At 37.9% G+C, this 19,713-nt stretch carries 20 protein-coding genes; 7 read left to right on the forward strand and 13 right to left on the reverse strand.

Annotated elements, in window-relative coordinates; genetic code table 11:
• Positions 1 to 36 precede the first annotated feature (36 nt).
• The 5 genes from WDB87_RS08475 to WDB87_RS08495 all read left to right on the forward strand — a co-directional run bounded on the left by WDB87_RS08475 (position 37) and on the right by WDB87_RS08495 (position 3,459).
• Positions 37 to 564, forward strand: coding sequence for a hypothetical protein (locus tag WDB87_RS08475; protein WP_337849608.1), 528 nt, complete (start codon positions 37 to 39; stop codon positions 562 to 564).
• Between the two features lie 116 nt (positions 565 to 680).
• Positions 681 to 1,619 carry a signal peptidase I gene (gene lepB / locus WDB87_RS08480; RefSeq protein ID WP_337849609.1) on the forward strand — a complete coding sequence of 313 codons (939 nt, stop codon included), beginning with the start codon at positions 681 to 683 and terminating at the stop codon, positions 1,617 to 1,619.
• A gap of 120 nt (positions 1,620 to 1,739) precedes the next feature.
• The gene (locus tag WDB87_RS08485; RefSeq protein WP_286244634.1) at positions 1,740 to 2,207 is read left to right on the forward strand and encodes a hypothetical protein; all 468 of its coding nucleotides are present in this window, start codon (positions 1,740 to 1,742) and stop codon (positions 2,205 to 2,207) included.
• Between the two features lie 120 nt (positions 2,208 to 2,327).
• Positions 2,328 to 2,765 carry a hypothetical protein gene (locus WDB87_RS08490; protein ID WP_337849610.1) on the forward strand — a complete coding sequence of 146 codons (438 nt, stop codon included), beginning with the start codon at positions 2,328 to 2,330 and terminating at the stop codon, positions 2,763 to 2,765.
• Positions 2,766 to 3,003: 238 nt separating this feature from the next.
• Positions 3,004 to 3,459 (forward strand): hypothetical protein, encoded by a 456-nt coding sequence (locus tag WDB87_RS08495; protein WP_337849611.1) that lies wholly within the window; start codon positions 3,004 to 3,006, stop codon positions 3,457 to 3,459.
• A 30-nt stretch (positions 3,460 to 3,489) separates the two neighbouring features.
• Here WDB87_RS08495 and WDB87_RS08500 read toward each other — a convergent pair whose 3' ends face one another.
• From WDB87_RS08500 to WDB87_RS08550, 11 genes are all read right to left on the reverse strand, one after another.
• Positions 3,490 to 3,930, reverse strand: coding sequence for a GNAT family N-acetyltransferase (locus WDB87_RS08500; RefSeq protein ID WP_337849612.1), 441 nt, complete (start codon positions 3,928 to 3,930; stop codon positions 3,490 to 3,492).
• Positions 3,931 to 3,961: 31 nt separating this feature from the next.
• On the reverse strand, positions 3,962 to 4,552 hold the full coding sequence (locus tag WDB87_RS08505; RefSeq protein ID WP_337849613.1) for a DUF2238 domain-containing protein: 591 nt from the start codon (positions 4,550 to 4,552) through the stop codon (positions 3,962 to 3,964).
• A 61-nt stretch (positions 4,553 to 4,613) separates the two neighbouring features.
• Entirely contained in the window at positions 4,614 to 5,405 is a 792-nt protein-coding gene (locus tag WDB87_RS08510; RefSeq protein WP_337849614.1) for an SDR family oxidoreductase, read from the reverse strand.
• A 59-nt stretch (positions 5,406 to 5,464) separates the two neighbouring features.
• The gene (locus WDB87_RS08515) at positions 5,465 to 5,968 is read right to left on the reverse strand and encodes an Mpo1 family 2-hydroxy fatty acid dioxygenase (RefSeq protein ID WP_337849615.1); all 504 of its coding nucleotides are present in this window, start codon (positions 5,966 to 5,968) and stop codon (positions 5,465 to 5,467) included.
• Between the two features lie 73 nt (positions 5,969 to 6,041).
• Positions 6,042 to 6,728 carry a Crp/Fnr family transcriptional regulator gene (locus WDB87_RS08520; protein WP_337849616.1) on the reverse strand — a complete coding sequence of 229 codons (687 nt, stop codon included), beginning with the start codon at positions 6,726 to 6,728 and terminating at the stop codon, positions 6,042 to 6,044.
• Positions 6,725 to 7,381 carry a hypothetical protein gene (locus tag WDB87_RS08525; RefSeq protein ID WP_286244641.1) on the reverse strand — a complete coding sequence of 219 codons (657 nt, stop codon included), beginning with the start codon at positions 7,379 to 7,381 and terminating at the stop codon, positions 6,725 to 6,727. The genes WDB87_RS08520 and WDB87_RS08525 overlap by 4 nt, the downstream gene beginning before the upstream one ends.
• Positions 7,382 to 7,903: 522 nt before the next feature.
• Positions 7,904 to 11,035 (reverse strand): pilus assembly protein, encoded by a 3,132-nt coding sequence (locus WDB87_RS08530; RefSeq protein WP_337849617.1) that lies wholly within the window; start codon positions 11,033 to 11,035, stop codon positions 7,904 to 7,906.
• Between the two features lie 473 nt (positions 11,036 to 11,508).
• Positions 11,509 to 11,919 carry a hypothetical protein gene (locus tag WDB87_RS08535; RefSeq protein WP_286743376.1) on the reverse strand — a complete coding sequence of 137 codons (411 nt, stop codon included), beginning with the start codon at positions 11,917 to 11,919 and terminating at the stop codon, positions 11,509 to 11,511.
• A gap of 239 nt (positions 11,920 to 12,158) precedes the next feature.
• On the reverse strand, positions 12,159 to 12,674 hold the full coding sequence (locus tag WDB87_RS08540; RefSeq protein WP_443197905.1) for a M23 family metallopeptidase: 516 nt from the start codon (positions 12,672 to 12,674) through the stop codon (positions 12,159 to 12,161).
• Between the two features lie 404 nt (positions 12,675 to 13,078).
• Positions 13,079 to 13,486 carry a hypothetical protein gene (locus tag WDB87_RS08545; RefSeq protein WP_337849618.1) on the reverse strand — a complete coding sequence of 136 codons (408 nt, stop codon included), beginning with the start codon at positions 13,484 to 13,486 and terminating at the stop codon, positions 13,079 to 13,081.
• Between the two features lie 567 nt (positions 13,487 to 14,053).
• Entirely contained in the window at positions 14,054 to 14,461 is a 408-nt protein-coding gene (locus tag WDB87_RS08550) for a hypothetical protein (protein WP_055015177.1), read from the reverse strand.
• 371 nt (positions 14,462 to 14,832) lie between these two features.
• Between WDB87_RS08550 and WDB87_RS08555 the strand changes: the two genes are divergently transcribed.
• The gene (locus tag WDB87_RS08555) at positions 14,833 to 15,720 is read left to right on the forward strand and encodes a LysR family transcriptional regulator (protein ID WP_337849619.1); all 888 of its coding nucleotides are present in this window, start codon (positions 14,833 to 14,835) and stop codon (positions 15,718 to 15,720) included.
• A gap of 27 nt (positions 15,721 to 15,747) precedes the next feature.
• On the opposite strand, the gene WDB87_RS08560 is transcribed toward WDB87_RS08555, so the two are convergent.
• Together WDB87_RS08560 and WDB87_RS08565 are read right to left on the reverse strand one after the other, a co-directional pair.
• Complete coding sequence (locus tag WDB87_RS08560) at positions 15,748 to 16,917, reverse strand: DcaP family trimeric outer membrane transporter (protein ID WP_337849620.1); 1,170 nt, start codon at positions 16,915 to 16,917, stop codon at positions 15,748 to 15,750.
• A 117-nt stretch (positions 16,918 to 17,034) separates the two neighbouring features.
• Positions 17,035 to 18,141 carry an L-dopachrome tautomerase-related protein gene (locus WDB87_RS08565; RefSeq protein WP_337849621.1) on the reverse strand — a complete coding sequence of 369 codons (1,107 nt, stop codon included), beginning with the start codon at positions 18,139 to 18,141 and terminating at the stop codon, positions 17,035 to 17,037.
• Positions 18,142 to 18,484: 343 nt separating this feature from the next.
• On the opposite strand from WDB87_RS08565, the gene WDB87_RS08570 reads away from it, so the two are divergent.
• On the forward strand, positions 18,485 to 19,426 hold the full coding sequence (locus tag WDB87_RS08570; protein WP_337849622.1) for a cyclase family protein: 942 nt from the start codon (positions 18,485 to 18,487) through the stop codon (positions 19,424 to 19,426).
• Positions 19,427 to 19,713 lie beyond the last annotated feature (287 nt).

Genomic DNA, 19,713 nt, shown 5'->3' on the forward strand with positions numbered 1-19,713 from the left:
TGAATCGCTGTTACCTTGGAACATTAAACAAGCTGGGTGTCGTTAGCTAGACGCTTACGAATTGGTTTTCTATTTATTCCGTTTATTGTAAGTGGCTGTGCAGGTTTACCTAAATATAAAGCTCCTCAAGCAAACCAGCCTACAGCGGCACTAAAAATAAATCATGATTTCAACGCACCACTGCTTGGCTATTCTACATTTGTGAATGTTCACTCTGAAGAGGAGTCATGTGGAAAATCGTTTGGTGAGGAAAGTGCAGCTCAATTAGTTATTTTGGATGACAGCAATCCTTTAATTTCACCATTAAACCCAGATGGCGTAAATCTTGTTGCTGACAAAAAATACACCTTCATGATTATGTCAGTAGCAGGCATGAGTAATTGCACAACTTACGCTTCATTCAAGCCTAAAGCTGATCAAAACTATGAAATCAACGTGTCGGGTAAGTTAGGAGCACATGAGTCATATTGTAAAGCTGAATTAGTTCATATAGATGGCAAGTCAAAAGAAACTTCACCTATGCAATTCGAATACTATGGCAATTGCAGGGAATCGAACAACTAACACATAACAAGCGCATCAATGAATGGACGTCTAAAGCTTGGCTGGCGCTCGTTCCTCGCTATTTTAGCCAAGCTTAATCCGCCCATTATGCGGGCGTTAGGCGAATAGGAGATAAATTGGAAAATTCATGGAAGCCTAAAGGCTGGCTGAGTATTTTATACGGTTTTGTATTACAGCCATTTACGTTTTTGTATGTCAATAAAGCCAAGCTGTTTTGGTTTTATTTAATCTTAACAGTATTAGTTTCATTGATTGATACAAAACTACATGCAATACCAAATAAGGAAGCTTGGTATCAAAGCGTATACTTCACGTGGCTAATTTTTTTAATTTGTCCTTTGCACGCATTTCTAATATCTCGACATTACGATAAAGCTCAGATTAGAAAGTGGTACGCTAGCTGGTGGGCTACATTAGTATGTTTTGTAGTAGTTTTTATTTTAATGTTTTTGGGCAGAACATTTTTATTTGAACCATTTTCTATTCCTGCAAAGTCAATGAGTCCCACCTTGAATCCCGGTGACCAAGTAATAGTTAGTAAAAGCGGATATGGGAACTACAAATACTTAGGAATACAAATATATAAAACAGAACCATCTGAAGCTCTGCAAAGAGGGGATGTGGTAGTTTTTCAATATCCCCAAAATCCCAGCATTGATTATGTCAAAAGAGTCATTGGGTTGCCTAGCGATAAAGTGGTCTACCGCAACAAAAGTATTTTTATTAAACCTTCGTGTTTGGATGAATCAGCCAATTGCCCTAGTTTTAAGGAAGTGGAGAAAGAGTATAAATTTACTCGAAGCGAAGATGATTCTGAACACGAGTATTATCAAGAATTTTTAGGCAAAGTGTCATACGATATAAAATTGAACAGTAATCATATAGAGCTAGCCAATCGTTATTTTTATCAAGTTGGGACCCAACAAGATGAATGGTTAATACCAGATAATCATTATTTCGTATTGGGTGACAACAGAGATAATAGTCTAGACAGTCGTTATTGGGGGTTTGTACCTGAGAGTAATATTGTAGGTAGAGTAACTTTTAAATGGTAATTCGCCTAACAAACCAATGCAGGCAGGGACTTTTAACCGTTGGCTGAGTTCCGCTTCGCTTCACATTATAGCCAACAATTAAAAGCCCCTGATTGGGGCGTTGGTGCCTAGGATGGTGTCGTGAAATATCTAATATATTTGGTTATTGTCATTTCTTCTTTTAAAACTATCGCTCAAGATCATGATTGGATTCTGAGAGCTAAAATTGAGACTATGAGAAGTAATGATCAGATTTGGGTTAATGATAAAGGTGAGTTTTATTGGAGTACATCAATGTTCTTTGAGTCTATGCCTTGTAAAACTAATCTTAGTGACAGTGAACTTATTGAAGTCTCATCATTAATACAAAGTTTGCCTTCTGAACCATATGAAAGAGATTTCAATAACCAATGTAAAGATGGTCTTCGTTTCTTTATTCTATCTTCAACTAAGCAAGTTAACGGAAATTTTGTACAAGTCGGTAAGCAATTTCCAGCCTCAAAGGAGTGTCGAATTAAGGCAATTGATAAAGCTTGGGATGACTTAAGTGAAAAGCTATATACATTAACTCAAGACAAGTTTAAATCTTGCAAAAGTAGTTCGTGGTAACAGGCACATCAAGCTGCTCAAGCGGGACAAATAACAGTTGGCTGTTTCGCTCCGCTCACATTATAGCCAACTACTATTTACCTCTTAACAGGGCGTTGGTATTTCTTAAGAGAGATCTATTTGAATCAATATTTATCCACACTACTTAGTTCCATCGGTATCGATTTCGTACACTTAAAAAACAAATATCTTAGTCCCCAGGAACTTACATATATCGATAAGCTGTTGGCATCTAAGAAAGATTTCGAAGGAACTTTTTATACTGACGAACATGGCGATAAATTGGAGGTGTTGCTAATGTTTCTGAATGCTCATAAGGAGGGCATAATCAATATTATGGGAGGCAAAGGGAAAACAGAAACACTTAACGAGCTATATACATCAAGTGTGACATCAGGGAGTTATGATTGTTTTTGCTTTGATTTGTCAAAGTTTCCTCAAAGCTACACGCCTTTGAATCAAACTTTAACCTTATATCGAATAGGTAGAGATGGTGAGTCTAAACAGGATTTAGGTTGCTCGTGGGCAATGGAAATTGAAGGGCTTAATGCTTTTTAACATTCATCTGGAATGTCCAAATCCACGCTTAAAGCTAGGCCAGTATTTCTTATGGAAATAGATGATTCACAGGTGCTGTTCGAAGGTAATGTAAGAGAACATGAATTAGTATTAAAGCCTAATTTTGCACCTAATATATTAGAAAAGCTTGATGAAGAAAGACGAAACCGAATTAGCAGTTAAATCATCTAACGAAATATAACAAGACGTTATGTGCCAGTGCAATATGGAGTAAGCATTGAGTTTTAGTATTCAATCAAAATTATTATTTAGTGCAGGTGTTATAGCTTCCGCTTCTGCGATCTGGCATCTACTCTGTATTTTGGCCGGTCCTAGTTGGTTTGCATTTGCTCGAGCACCTCAACAAATAATCGACTCTTCGATTCAAGGAACTTTACTTGCTCCAATTGGCACAATAATCGTTGCAAGCTTAATGTTTGCTTGTACTATTTTTGCTTTTTCAGCAATTGGTTTAATTCGCAAAGTTCCTCTGCTCAAATCAGCTTTAATTACCATTGCAATGATCTGCTTATTGCGGGGATTAATTGCTGTTCCTACATTTGTAACGCCCTCAGGTTTAGATACTTGGCAAATTGTAGCGAGTACTGTTTGGCTTTATGTTGGTATTTGTTTTTCCGCTGGTAGTATAGAACAATATAGTCTTGGTAAATTAGGCACACAGAAAACTTCTTAAACTCTTCGCCCCATTTATTAGGTCTCACTATTATTTTTTACTATACACATTCTCAGGATTTATTTGCATTAGCAGTGCTGGATTATCTATCGGTTTAAACCCGTATTGCGCATACAGGCCATGGGCATCAGCAGTGGCTAATAAAAAGCGCCTAAGCCCTTGCAGCTCAGGGTGCTCTACTATCGTTTTAACCAGTAACTTGCTCAAGCCATTACCTTGCAAATCTGGGATAATAAATACATCGGCTAAATAGGCAAAGGTGGCGTTGTCGGTTACTACACGGGCAAAACCTATTTGCTCGTTTTGGGCACTATAAACACCAAAGCACATTGAGTTATCAATTGCTTTTTGCATAACGCTATTAGGTATTCCTTTAGCCCAATAGCTATTAGCAATAAAGTTATAAATAACGTTAAAGTTAAGCTTGCTTTTATCTGTGCTTATCGTGAAATTATGGGGATTTACAGTCATAATTTATTGTCTTTTAATCATAAAATTTGAATCAATAATCTTTAACATTTTTTAGCTGTTTATCGTGTACTTTTGAAAGCAGCAATATCGAGCAAATAGCCCCAAGTAAGGCAATTCCCATATCAGATTGAGTATCCCATACGTACCCTTGCGTACCTAAAAATGCTTCTGCGTTTTCACCGCTTAACACTGCAACCCACCACTCTATTAGTTCGTAAAAAGCACTAAACGCTAAACATATCGATACAACAAACACATTTAGCCAGCCTTTACCATTTACTACGTTTTTACGTAGTAATATTTCACGCGCTAATAATGCAGGCACAAACCCTTGAAAAAAATGCCCTACTTTGTCGTAGTTGTTACGCTCACTGTCAAATAAGTTATCAAACCAAGGAACTTCGGCGTAGGTGTAATGCCCGCCAACCATTAGCACAATACAATGCGCTAGTATAAAGCCATATAAAATGGGGGTGAGTTTAAAGTGCTTATAGCTGCTTGCCATAAGCACTAAACCAATGATTGCGGGGATAACTTCAAGCAGCCAAGTAAACTGATCTTTTGGGTTAATTCCGGACCAAATTAATACAATAAAAAACAGGCCAAGCCATAAATACTTCATTTAGAATCCTTGTCTAAATTGATTGAATTTACAGCATTTTATATCTCTAAATCGCCCGATGCTACCTATAGTTTGTTCTAGCGGTTAATCGATTAAATAAGCGAGGGAAAAACCGTTTAATGGTTGGTGCCCAGCCACTTAAGCCTTTGCCAACAATCACTTCGTCTTTTTTATTACCAATTGCGAGGATCATTTTTTTAGCGGCTACGCTTACATCCATGCCATTTTCTATTGAGTGCTCTGGCTTATTTTGCGCTATGCCTTGCTCATTTAACGAATTATGTGCAATGGCGGTTTTAATAGAGCCGGGGCAAATGGTTAAGCAATGAATGTTATACTCTGCAAGCTCTGCACGCAGACAATCCATAAAACCTACTACCGCATATTTAGTGCCTGAATAGCCCGTTCTAAATTTAGAGCCTACTTTACCCGCAACGCTACTAATAGAAACAATAGAGCCGCTGCGCCTTGCAACCATACTAGGCGCTACCGCTTTGGTTAGTGCTATTAGGCCAAAATAGTTAACTTCCATTAATTGGCGATAAACATTAAAGTCGTTTTCTAAAAATAGGCTGCGCTGTGACACCCCGCCGTTATTAATTAAAATATCGATTGCAGGTAATGTACTAATTAAATCAGTAACCTGAGCCAATACAGCTTCAGGCGCTGACAAATCAAGTGGCAGTACAATGTGGCCATCGCCATGTAAGCTTTGCTTTAGTTCGTTAAGTTTATCAACACTTCTGGCGGATAAAATAACGTTAGCCCCAAGCTGGGCAAACTGAGTTGCGAGCTCTTTGCCAATACCTGATGATGCACCTGTGATCCATACGGTTTTATTTTTATAGTCCATGCGTTATTTACCTTTTATGTTCTCTGGTGCTAATAATTATCGTATTAAGTCGCTTATTATTATGCTTTAGTTGGGCCAGCTATGGCGTTAACTTCATCTTCTAAGGTTTTATAAAAACCCATTAAAAATAAAAGCTCAACGGTTACATACAATGGGCCAATAATTAAGCCAATTAAATCATCCACAAACGCGGGCTTTTTACCTTCATAGTAATGGCCAATAAACTGCAGCACCCAGCCAAATACAAATACGCTCACACCAATACTTAACCAAGGCCAAAAAGTCATTGCAGCGATAGGCTGCGCTGCTAAAAGTAATAATGTAAACAGTACGCCCATTATTAAACCAAGCGACACGCTCAGCATTAAGTAATACACCACGCTTGCAAAAACAAAAAGCTGCGCACCATCAATAATTAAGCTGCCAATGGGTATTTGAATACGTGCTAACAAGCACAGCACGGCAAATACAATAAGTGGAATACCAAAAAAATGAGTTAAAACATTGCGCTTAGAGCGATGGTACAAACCATATGTACCAAGTTGTTGCTGTAGGGTTTTCATGTGTGTGCCTTTTATTGTGTTTTTTTACACTATATCAGGCTTTTTAAATATGACTCTGTCGGGTTGCCGACATTTACTGGCTACAAAGTTGCTCTAAAGCTGATTGGTTTAAAATGGTTACTTTGTTATAGCCAAGTTCGATGAGTTGCTGCTTTGCTAATTTTTTGAGGATTTGATTGGCGGTTTGCCGTGTAAGGTATGTCATATCAGCCAATTGTTGCTGCGACAGAGTAAACGTATGGCCATTACTTTGCGCTAAGTGTGCACACAATATGAGTAAGCGTTTTGCAACGCGCTGCTCAGCGCTTAATAGTGCGTGATCTTCCATGCTAGTAAACATAACCCGCAATTTTTGCGCAAGGAGTAACCCAAAATCTTGCCAGTAATGAGGGTACTGGTTTAACAATTGCTCAAGTGCACGTTGCCCAATAAAACACAGTGTCACATCGGTTTGCGCATATACATCGTGCGTGCGCATTCCGCGGTCAAATAAAGTAACTTCGCCAAACCACAACGAGGCGTCAACAAAGCTTAAAACAGCTTCTTTACCATTATTACTTACTCCACTAATACGCACCACACCACTTAATACAGCATAAATACCATCGTGTTTATCTCCGCGTAAAAAAAGCGATTGGTGCGCGCTAAGGCTTAAACATTTTGCGTGGCTTAGTAAAAACTGCTTTAAGTGTGCATCTCGACCAGAAAACCACTGCCCTTGTTCAATAATATTAATGTGAGCTTTACTAAGTTCTTTCATTGCATTGTGTTTATATGTGGTTTTAGCTCTTTAGCTAACGACTTTGGTAAATCTAAATTACTGGCAATAACAAAATCGTTATAGGCTTCATTCCCAGAGAAAAACTCTCCTATAAGTGTTTTATTTTTATATACATTCACTGTAACACCACTGCCCATACCACCGGCATTAATAATGTAGTAATAGTAATTGCCTTTGTTAAAAAACAAAATACTTTCGCCTACTTTCCCTATTTGACGATAGTAGCTACCAAATGGCTGCGCTGCTGTGGCTGTGTACTCTAGGCCAATTTTTTGCTCCGTACCATAACGATAAGTAATAGCTGAGTTATCATTAGCCACACACACGGACAAAATATTATCAGTGGGTTTTAGTGTATATGTCACTTTTGCGGTTGGATTGCGTATAACCTTTTGCATTTTTGCATTTATATACGCTGTTTCACCACGTTTACAGTGACTCGGTACAATTCCCTCTATAAGGCCTTCTACAACAAGGTGCTTTTGCTCAATAGCAGTCGGAGGTAAATCAGCGTTTGCGTTTTTTGCCACTAACGGCGTTTTGCTGCTACTAAATACACCCACTTCCTCATCGCAACCATTTAAAAAGAGTACGGGAATACAATAGCAAAAAGAGATCAGTTTGAAACTCATACTAATTCCATCTAATACAACTTAACCTTAAAATAGCGGCAAAATTAAGCACTAGCAACCATTAAAAATGGTAAGTTTTATAAAACTTTTTTTAAACCATGTTATGCAAATATTGCTTTACTATTTAGTGACTTATTTAATATTTACTTACACATTAATTGGTTTATTTACGTACAGTTCATAAACCTATTCATACTCGTATATCTATTTTTAATATAGGGATAATAAGCCCCCTTTTAATAATGCTCAATCATTATAATTGCGTATAAACGTGGCTTAGCGTAAAGCAATGTTGGCTTTTATTAATACAAATTCGCTTGGTTAGGCAGTCTATTTTAGGTAGGAGGCGTGTTGAATTTTAGGCAAAAATTTTATTGTTGAGCTTTCTTCGGCAGAATATCTTAACGTAGCAAGGTTTGCTTTGAGCTCTAATAGTATTAGCTAGAAAAGTTAGCGCATGCCTTTTAAAGGCATGCGCGGTAAATAATAACGACTGTGACTCCCAAAAAAGCCTGGTTTAATTTAATCAGATGAAGAATCGTTTTCTTCACGTTTATATATGTAGGTTTGCTGCGTTTTAAAGCCAAAGCCTAATGTATCACTGTCATTCACTAGTTTAACTTTACCATCGACAACAGTTAGCCCTGGGCCGTTAATTTCAGGCGGTTTGATTGGGTTTACTGCACCTTCACCAGTAAGGCTCGGGCCGATTAAATAAAACTGGCTTACTTGGCTTACAGGTATCGTTTCTTCGTACTCGTAGCCATCACCTGGAGTACCATCATCAGGTGTTGGAACGTCACATAACCCATTATTATTAGCGTCTATACATGACTCGCCTTCACCAAAATATAACTGGGCGGTATCAGGTACATCGTAGCTGGTAGTAAATTTAAGTTGGTCGTACACTTTTGTGCCATAGTGCAAATGAAAAGCGTACATTGCACCTCCGCCCCCGGTTAAAGAACACTGATTTTTATCAGACTCTAGTGCAGGTGTAAACGATGTATAATAAGCTACACCTCCTACCACGGTGGCTGCAGCCAATGATTTTTCGCCATTACTTAACTCATATCGCCACCCTTTAAAGCCAGCTAAATCGGCTTCAAGTTCGACAAACTCATCAACATTATCTAGTGCATTACCAAATGGGTCGTCATTCATAAGCATTAAATCACTTGGCACTATGGGATCAGGCGTATTTTGTGAATCGAAAGTTTGAGTCACGGTATGCTCATCACGGATCATATAAAGGTGATCTTGCTCATTAGTTGCAAGCGGGTTTGAGCGATTCCCACTGCCTATCACGATTGCATCGTAAGGCGTATCTAACCTTGTGGTTATTTCTTCACCGCCATAGCTCGTTTTGCTCACTTTACTAAACATAGTACGTGCCACTAGTGGCTTGTAAAAAAAGCGTCGGTCTTGCGTTGCTAAAGAACTGCCCAGCTCTGCTAATTTGTAATGAGAAAAACTATTTTTGTCAGCGCCTGGCATATCCACACGCCAAATATTGCCCCCAGTATCGGTGGCGTATAAGCGGTCAATGTAACCATCGTAATCTGAGTCAAGCGTTGCTATATCGGCAGCTATACTGTGCTTACCTTTAAAATTGTTATCTTCGGGCGTTAACGCCCATACTCTTTCGCCGGTTTTAGCTTTAACAATGTAGATTCCCGTGCCTGTTTCATCTTCGCTACGAATCGCGTTGTCTTTGTTTGTATCGTAACCGCCACCAAATACCAGTAAAGGTTCATCACCAAACGCTTTAATATAGGCTATTTGAGGTTTTGACCAGGTTTGAGCTAAGTATTCAAACCCATCCGAGCCACCAACAATAGGTTTACTCCATAACTGTTTTGGTTTATCTGGCGAACTAATATCAAGGGCGTAATAGTTTTTACCCCCGCGGCGCATACCAGCAAATGCCCATACTTCATCACCTTTGCTGGCATCTATTACTCCGTCGTTTAAGCCATCACTGTTTAAACTTTTATTATTAAAAAACACACTAATAGGCCCATCCATGCCATACACTTTAGTATTGGCCTGATTTGTACGAAGCGAAGGTATGTTTTTTAGCAGTTCAGCTGGCATAAACGCCCACTCTTCTTCAATGCTGTCACCTTTATCGTTAAACATATGCAAAAAGCCCGCATTGGTGCCCACTAAAATACGTATGTTGCCATCACCATAGTCAATAGATACTGGCTTAGAATGCAAAGGGTCACCAAAAATATTAGCACGCTGATCTACTGATGAGGCATCACCATCTTCATTATCTACATCCATGCCTCTTGCCCAGCTAATATCAGTGCTCGAGATAGCAATATCAGTACCCGGTATAATGCCACCGATGGCGTCTGACACTATATTTAAAATTTCTTTAACTCTATCAAAGGTAAAATCAACAATTTTACCGCCTGAATCTATATACAGTTTGCGGCTTTGAGAATCTAAGCTTGAAAGTAAATAGTTTACTCCCCCTTGCGCCACTAAATTACCATCAGCAGGCTTATTTGATGGTAGCCAAAACGTGCGAGCATCTTCTTTAATTAAGCCATCATCACCTATTGCCTCTCGGCCTGTAGAGTCAACAATGGTAGATCCCGACATAGCTAGTTTTTTTAAATTTCCTCCCCAACGAGCACCGGTCTCAGGGTAAAACATAGCAAAATAAATTGCGTCTCGGCTGCGGGTTTGGTCAACGTTATTACTGGCAACCGTAGGCGATGAAAAGCTATCGTTTACTTCGCGTATTCTTGAAATAGTATTATTTAATGCTTCAGAGAGTTCTGCTGAGGTATCTGCGTGAAGGTACTCGCCTCCCCCAAGTTCAGCGGTTTTTTCAAGAAGCGTTTTACCTTTGCTACTCATGCCACTTCCAAAACCAATAGTAAATACGCGCCCTGTGTCTGCCACCTCTGGTGTTTCTTCGTAAAGATCTACTTCAACATCTTCTGTACCATGAATTATTTGTGCTAATGCCGCTAAATAACTACTACTTGTTTTACTTGGGTTGTAACCAAACTTTTGCTTGTATAAGTCTTTAATATCATCATTACGGTTATTATCTTGAGTAGGGTCGCCGTCGGTCATTAATATTAAATTTATAGAATTATCACAGCGCTCGGCTGAACCATATGCCTGCTTAAACGGCGATATATAATCAGGGGGCGTTAAAGGGTTGTCATTGGTCTCTACACTGAAGTCACGCAGAATGGTATTTTGTCCATACCAAACGGTTTGCCCTGTCATATAAAGATAGGCCTCCCATAAGGTTTCTGTAACGGGGGTATTACCACTAGCAGGTAGCTTATCAATTTGCCCTAAAATAGTGTCATGTGATGAGCCTAAACCAGCCATAATATAACCACCATTGTTACCATTAAAGCGCATTAAACCAAAGTCTATGGCGCTATTATCGTTAACCAGTTGGGTCATAGCATCTTTAGCTGCATCTATTTTTTTAGGCCCATTATTAGGAAGCTTACTTCCCATACTTCCGGAGGTATCAAAAATAATTACGACACGGGGGTTTTCATCGGTTTCTACATTGTGATTTACGTATAACTCTATATCTTCGGCGGTTACAGAAAGGCTAATAGATGCAGCAAAAAAAGATGCAACAATGCGATTGAAGGTAAGTTTCATTTTAAGTCCTTTTATCTGCGCTAAAATCACGCAGTTCCATTAAAAAGTGCAGTTACTTATTTATTTTTAGTTTTAATTAGAAAAATGCACAAAACAGCTAAATGCCACTAAACATAAACCTGTTTACAAAAATTAATATTAACTGAATTTACTATATTTTAAGTACTTTAATGAAAATAGGCGCAAATATAAAGAAATTTAATACCCTTAGAGCATTTTATATACGCATAGCCGTTTGTAAAATATCCCGTTTTTTTAAAAATTAACCCTATAACTCTCGGTTAACCTTACATGCAATGGTGTAATTACCATATTTAAAGTTAAAACCCTCATTAAAATAGGTGGTTAAGTTAGAACACACGTTAAATCAGCTTAAAATTAACAACTTACATTGGTTAATTTCAAAAATAAAAACTAAAAAGCCCCCACTAGTTATAAACTAGCGAGGGCTTTTTAAGTGCTAAGTAATAAGTTTATAAAGATAAATCTTCTTTAGCACGCGTTAAATTATGAGATACCAGTGAGTTTTTAGAGATTTGATACGCTTCGTATAAATCTGAAAGACCTGCAGTGTCTTTTTTGGCCATCATGCGGGCTACACCGCGGTTACTTAATGCGAACGATGTAAGTTCGCGTACTTTTAAACGTGGGCCACGGCTTTCTTTTAATAAGGCAATTGCTTGTGTGCAAATGGCTTCAGCTTCTGCATAGTTTTTAGATTCTACATTAAGTGCACAGCTATTAAATGGCTGTTCAAACTCTGGGGCAGCGGTTACAGAATCTTCAATAACCATTAATTTGTAGTCACTTTGATCAGCCATTGCAGCAGCTGAGCAAGTTAATAATGAGCCAAGAGCGATGGTTTTTAAAAGTGTACGTTTCATGATTATCTTCCTGTTTGGTTAGTCGTACTTGTTGCCGACAACTTAACTTTAGATAAATCCTCTTGCCCCGACAAACGATAAAAACAAACCTAATAAGTGAGAAAATCTAACCTATAGACTTTAGTCTAACACTTACTTTAAATAGCATTTCTTTTACTCTTAAAAAATACAGTAAAAACAAGTAAGTTACCTACTTTGGCATTTAATTTGGTAGAGGCCATCTGTACATAGAACCTGAGTTAGTTAGCAGTCAACTTTTTATGTGGGTTTAAAAAAAACATCTTTTTCCACCCTTGCCTTTGTGTTGTAAAAAGCCACGGCATAGGCATAAGCGATAATATAGAATAATGCACATGAGGTTGTTTTCCTGCAGCATTACCTGTATCACCTAGTAAGCCAATTTGGCTGTTTATGCTAACTACATCCCCTGCATTTACATTGTAGTCATTTAAATGTGCAAAATAATGCACTCGCCATTTTGCACCTAATACCGCAACCACTTTGCCACCTCGGTTTAGTTCACCTGAAAAAATAACAATACCGCTTGTTGCAGCAACCACAGGCGTATTTTTAGCGCCAAAAATATCAATTCCTTTATGCACACCCGAGCGCCCCCACGGCGCATACCAAAACGTATTATGGTTCCAATCCTTACTTGTAGCGCCTTTTACTGGAATCGTCATTTTTTCGGGTATTAGTAAACCTACTATTAATAAAATAATGATTGCGGCCAAAGTCCACTTTAGTAGTTTCAATGCATTACCTTTGCTGTGAATAGTCATTAAATTATTAATTACAATACCTGAACGCATTGTGAGTATTATTTGAGTTATATCAATCTTGTTAAGTTATTCCTCTGTTCTGGTCAATCAAAACTGCTTCATCTTTAAAAGCTTGAGGGTAACTCTTGTGTGATTTTTTAAACTCATACCGTTTCCTTAATTTATTGACGTTAATGTCTCAAAATTAAGTGCCCTATGGAATTAGGCCTGAAGAGCCACTTATAGCAACCGATAAATAAAACCGTTACTAGGCATAAAATTTTTACATGTAGTTTTTATAAGATCTTTATAAAAAAATTTTATTACACGCACAAAAAAGCCCCTACCAAATATAAATCGGTAGGGACTTTTTTGTGACTCTCGCTAATTAAATTGCTTTATAAGGCAAGCTCTTCTTTAGCGCGAGTTAAGTTATGAGACACTAATGTGTTTTCAGAAACCTGAACTGCTTCGTATAAATCAGCTAATGCTGCGGTATCGTTATGCGCTTTTAAACGTGCAACGCCACGGTTGCTTAAAGCGTACGATGTAAGCTGGCGTACTTTAAATTTAGGGCCCTCTGCATCTTTTAATAGTGCAATAGCTTTAGTACAAATTTCTTCAGCTTGAGCGTAGTTTTTTGATTTAACATTTAATGCACAGCTATTGAATGACTCTTCTAGAGGCATTGGAGCCGTTTCGGTTTTAATAACCATAAGTTTGTAGTCACTTGAATCAGCCATTACAGCTGCTGAGCAAGTTAGTAATGAGCCAAGAGCGATGGTTTTTAAAAGTGTACGTTTCATGGTTTGTCTTTCCTAATTAAGTTAGTCGCGCTTGTTGCCGACAACTGAACTTTAGAGTAATAGCTCAGCGCCGACAAACGAGAAAAACAAACTCAATAAGTGAAGAAAATTAACTTATAGACTTTAGTCTAATATACGTACAAATTTAAATGTTTAACAGCGTGTAAACCAGCGTAATTACTGCTTGTTTTTAAAAAGGTTTTAAAACGAATCTTATGCAGTAGCTACGTATACAAGCCAGTGAACTGTGCAAAAATCGGTCTTTAAAATTTATTTTGTTTTTATGCTTTTAGCGACTTTTCCTACGCTCAAGCCTTGCTCTAAAATTGAAAAAACACCATCGCATAAATTAAAACTAGTAAGCCCCTCGGCGCGACGCTAATTTCAAATATACTCAACGTGTTCGTGACATCCATAATCTAGCTCTCTTAAATTTAAAGCCTTATAGGTAGTTTCCACTTTTATGATTTGCACTTTTTAACCATGCAACGCAAAAAGCCCACGTTAAGAATAAACCTAACATGGGCTTTTTATACACTGGCTTAATTAAAGCATGTTTAATGCTTTTTATAGCGCAAGCTCTTCTTTAGCAAGTGTTAAATTATGCGATACCATTGTACTGTTAGACATTTGCGCTGCCTCGTACAAATCAGCAATAGCTGCTGTGTCATTATTTGATTTTAAGCGAGCAACACCGCGGTTGCTTAACGCGAATGACGTAAGTTGGCGTACTTTAAATTTAGGGCCGTCTGCATCTTTTAAAAGTGCAATTGCTTTTGTACAAATTGCTTCAGCCTCAGCATAATTCTTAGATTTAACATTAAGAGCACAGCTGTTAAATGACTGCTCTAGTGGCTGTGGTGCAGTGGCTTGTTCAATAACCATTAATTTATAGTCACTTGTATCAGCCATTACAGCAGCTGAGCAAGTTAATAAAGAGCCAAGAGCGATGGTTTTGATTAGTGAGCTTTTCATGATTATATTCCTGTTGAGTTAGTCGTGCTTGTTGCCGACAACTGAACTTTAGAGAATTACCATAAAAACGACAAACGATTAAAACAAAACCAATAAGTGAAGAAAATTAACTTATAGACTTTAGTCTAATACGCAACTATACCTACAGGGTTAATAAATCTTTAGTAGTACAGTGGCTAAATAAACTCTTAAACCCGCATTAAGTTGCACCTAACGTGCAGTAAGTATTGCTTATACACATAGCATGAATTAAGACATTATCGAGCACAAAAATTACAAAACTGTTTTGTAAAAACAACAACAATAACCTCTATTTATTAATAAATCAGTAAACTAAACTAGCCAAACATTTACATTTTTGTATGTTAATTATGCTTATCAAATCAAAAAACGAAGATCTTGAAACATTTATCACTATTGCTAATACAGGTAGCTTTACAAGTGCAGCCAATCAGTTAGATACACAAGTCGCAAAAGTTTCTCGTGCCATTACACGGTTAGAGTGTGATTTAAAGGTCACTTTATTTAATCGAAGTACTCGGCGAATTGACTTAACTGAAGAAGGACAGCTGTTTTTAGAATATGTAACAGAAGGGTTGGATATAATTAGTAGAGGGGAAGAAGCTCTTAATAACTTACAAAGTAACCCCGCTGGTAAGTTGAGAGTCGATGCCGCAAGCCCATTTTTATATCACCAGCTTATTCCGTATATAGAAGATTTTCAACTAGCTTACCCTGGTATTACACTTGAGCTATTGTCTAATGAAAGTATTGTTGATCTCATCGAAAAAAAGACAGACATAGCGATTAGAATAGGAAAACTGAGTGATTCTAACCTGTACGCTAAAAAACTCGGACTAAGCAAACTTCGTATTGTTGCAAGCCCTCGCTACTTGAACAAAAAAGAGGCGCCTACTTGTATTGATGATTTAAAAGAACACCAAATTATTGGCTTTGCAGACTCCCCAAAACTGAATAACTGGTTCTTAAAAGATCCTATTAGTTTAAAACCTTCAATTACTGCCAGCAGTGGAGAAGCAATTAGGCAATTGTGTATAAATGGAAATGGTATAGCAGTGTTGTCAGATTTTATGGTTAAAAAAGATATTGAAAAACAAGTTTTAGTTGAAATACTGCCTAATTCTATTTTAAGCCCTAACCCCCGAGAAGATGTCCATGCTGTTTATAATAAAAACTCAGTTCTCTCGTCCAGAATCAGCGCTTTTATTGATTTTTTCTCTACAAAAATAAGCCTATAAAAAATGGGGCTTTGCCCCATTTTTCTATTAAAAACTATATTTAGCCGAAAACATTAATCGAGTCAGCTCTACATCAGACCCATTTTCTTGTTTATTGTTTGCATGCATTAACTCAACGCCAAAGGTTGTATTTACAGTCGGTGAATAAAGTAAATTTACATAACTAGAATAGCTTGATTTATTAATCGCTTTATTAGCAATCACCGTTGGATTATCTGCCGTAATACCCGATAAAGTTAAACTAGAGCGAAGTTTTTCATTCCAAAAATGCCTATAAGCCATAAAACCAGACACCGTTCTAATGCGTTTGGTATCCCCTTCTGCGTTTAATGTTGCCGCATTAATGTAATTTAATGCTGCGTAGCGACCTAGCCCTTCACCCGCTGTAATAGTAAATCGAAAGTCATCCATATTGCCTACGGGTAACTTACCGGCCAAACTCACCCCATAACCGAATTCATCTGCTTTAATTTTGTCTTGGTTAACTTTAGAGTCCAAAGAAACTTTTCTAAGAATAGATGTTAGGTTAAGTTGAGTATTATTTTCATTAAGAAAATTGTATCTCAATACAACATCAGGTAACCAGCCAGAGCCCGATGTTACCCTTGATTCAGTCTCTACACTCGTGAACGTGCTTTCAGGGTTTTCTAATGACACTTGAAACTTACCATTGGTATAACGTACTTGCCCTTGGCGTATAAATGGCGAGCCATCTGCTGCGCTAGAAAAATCTAAATTATCAGGTAAAACTGATGGATTTTGGAACGTTGACCAATTTTGCCCTATGGTCCATTTATCATAATTTAAATAAGCGAGTCTCAGCCGTGGAGAGTAGCCATTATCAATTCTTTCACTTCCATCAAAGTGCGTCATAAAGTCTAGCTCTATAAAGCCGCTGACTTTTACGCCATCAATATCATTTTGCGCTGCGATATTGAAACGACTTTCTCTCGCATGAAAATCTAAAACATTTTTACCATTGTTTGAATCACCTGAAATGGTGCCTGGAATATATGATTGCCTAGAAATCGAATTAGTATCTGGCGCGCCATTACTATAATGACTAAGCATTAAATCTGCTTTTATATAACCACCAATCGTAATGTCTGTTTGGTTAAGTGATGATGCATAAGCATTTGAAGTAACTAATGCAGTAAGTGTAGCTAACAGTGTTGGTTTGATTTTTAAATAGTTCATAAATACCGCGACAAAGAGACTTATTAAGTGACTTTGTCGTTAATAAGGACAGCGCTTAGGTTAAGCGCTGATAATTAATAAAAGGGGTGAATTGATTAATCGACGGTTTAAGCGTATTTACTCAACGTCATTTACATTGATTTTGTAAATAGTAAACGGAGGCTTACTAGCGTCTTTCCCTTGGTTTAAGCCCGGTAAATTATGAAGCTGGTTAGCTACCACATATAGCCAACCATCTTGGCTTAAGGCAACGCCATCAGGCCACGAAAGCTTTTCATCTTGTACCACCACGTGATAGCCATCTTCTTTTACAACGCCAATGGCGCTATTTTCAACGTCAGTGACGTAAACATCACCATGCGCATCAACAGTAAAGCCGTCTGTACGTGGTTTATTTCTGTAGAACTCAATAAAGCCACTGAGTTGGTCGTAGTTTAGTGAGTCATCAGCCAAGGCATCTGCCGGAATACGGTGAATAGTGGTGCCCCCCATTGGGCCAAAATATACCCACTCTTGTTGAGGGTCGATAGCGATAGGGTTTAAGCCGTATTGATGATAAACAGCGTCACCTTTACTATCTGAATGAGCAACAATTCTGCCCTCTACAAAAATAGGTTTACCATCTGATTGGAAAGACTCATGGTTTTCTAATGTGCGACGCACTTCACCTGTTTCTAGGTCCACGACTAAAATAGCGGGAGCTGGTGTAGTGCCTGTTTTTTTATCAAGTGTCATATCGGCCAAATAAGCACGATTACGTTTAGTATCTATAGCAATATCTTGAATAAACGAGTGTTTATCTACTACACCACTTGGAAAAACAATAGAACGATGTAGCTTATTAGCATACGTATCCCAACCGATTAGTTTTGGTGTATGTAGCTTGTTGCCCATATCTAGCACCCACAAAATACCATTTGTATCGGCTTTTATACCTATAGTAGATGCGATGCCTTTACCATGATCTCCCGCTTTTCCGGCCCATTCTAAATTTGGGTAGGGTTTGGTTGAGCCATCAGCCAGCACTTCTCGCACATGTATATCTGGGTTCACTAGTGCAGACATAGTCACTATTAATTTGCCATCTACAGTAAGTGTTGGGTTACCTGGGCGAGCGTCTTCAAATTTAGCAACTAACTCTAAATCTGCTGCCATTACAGATGCTGAGCTAAGTGAGGCTGAAACGATTGCAGCAATAGCAAGTACGTGTTTTTTCATTTTCATTGTGTATCTCCTAAATTAATTATTTAGAAAGCTCTATTGTGAGCCCTCTTGTTTTAAAGCAGGGAGATTATGTGAGGGTTTAGAAATGTTAAAAACGCTATTGTTGTTAAATCTATTTTGTTAAAAATGAAATAATAAAATTAAACTGATTTTTATTTATAGTGATTGCATAAGCTTTTATTAGGTGTATTCACTATTATTTTAATATGCTCGTTAATTGCAAAAAGTGAAAAAGAGTTTTGTGTTTTCAACTATCAATTATTCACGTTGTTTTAAATATAGTAGGCCACGTCATAGCAAATATGCTTTGCACCTCTAAAATTAAATACAAGGTAATAGCAATATGAAAGCACATAAAAAATTGAAAATAGCCACTGCTCTAAGTGCAATACTTACACTTTCGGCTGGTGTTAACGCGGCCGATCAAGTACCTACTTCAAAGTGGGGGGCAGATGATGAAATTGGCGCAATGAATTACATTACTCCAAGCTCTGTATTAACAGCATCAAAATTAATAAAACAAGGTAAAGTGTACGGTTTAGGCATGGCGGTAAATAAAGATACCCCAGCGTTTCGTCACCGTTACTTTGAAGTTCATACGTCGCAGCCTGAACAGAAAACGTTTGGTACAAATAAATTTACCTATGTTGATGACCAAATTATTGGCTGGACCGGTGTAGGCTCTCAAATTAATGGCCTTGCCCACTATGGTCGCGACAACGTTCATTATAACGGCCATAAAGTATCTGATTTTATGACTGTAACAGGCGTTAAAAAACTTGGTCTAGAGAAAGTCCCACCAATGGTTTCTCGTGGTGTATTATTAGACATGCGTCCTTATTTTAACCAAGATATAGTGAGCGAAGGCACCACCTTTAATAAAAAAGAAATTGACGCAGTAGCCAAACAACAAGGCGTAGATATTCAAAAAGGCGATGTTGTTTTATTTTGTACCGGTTGGTCTGACTTAATGGGTAAAGATAACGAACGTTACCTTGCGGGCGGCCCAGGTATTGGCGTTGAAGGTGGTAAGTACCTTGCCGAAAAAGGCGTTATTGCAGTAGGTGCCGATAACTGGTCATCTGAAGCCGTTCCGCATGAAGACCCTAGTCTTTCATTTCCTGTAAACCAAATGATGGCCACTAATTACGGCGTGCACGTGCTTGAAAACATTTTGTGTGACGACCTAGCAAAAGATCAAGCATGGGAATTTATGTTCGTACTTGGCCACCCTCTATACGAAGGCTCTACTCAGGTACAAATTAATCCTGTCGCTATTTTGTAAAACCCATTTAGACATAGTTATTTAACGGCAAACGAGATGCAACCACACCTTGTTTGCCGTTTTTTTGTGGCTTCCCTCCCCCATTTATACTAGCCAATACCCCATACTCTGAACCTGTATGAAATCTGCCGCTTTAACAGCTTTATTAAACCCACTACTGGGCCCCTTATTTTATTAAAGATAACAAGCCATTATTTTTACTTTTGCATTTTTAACAAAATTGTTTTGAGAAATACGCTGTGTTTCTTCTCCTTAAATTAGATGAAAATTACCCCACATTAATTATT

The organism is Pseudoalteromonas sp. C12FD-1 (genome assembly GCF_037414265.1).
Lineage (GTDB): Bacteria > Pseudomonadota > Gammaproteobacteria > Enterobacterales > Alteromonadaceae > Pseudoalteromonas.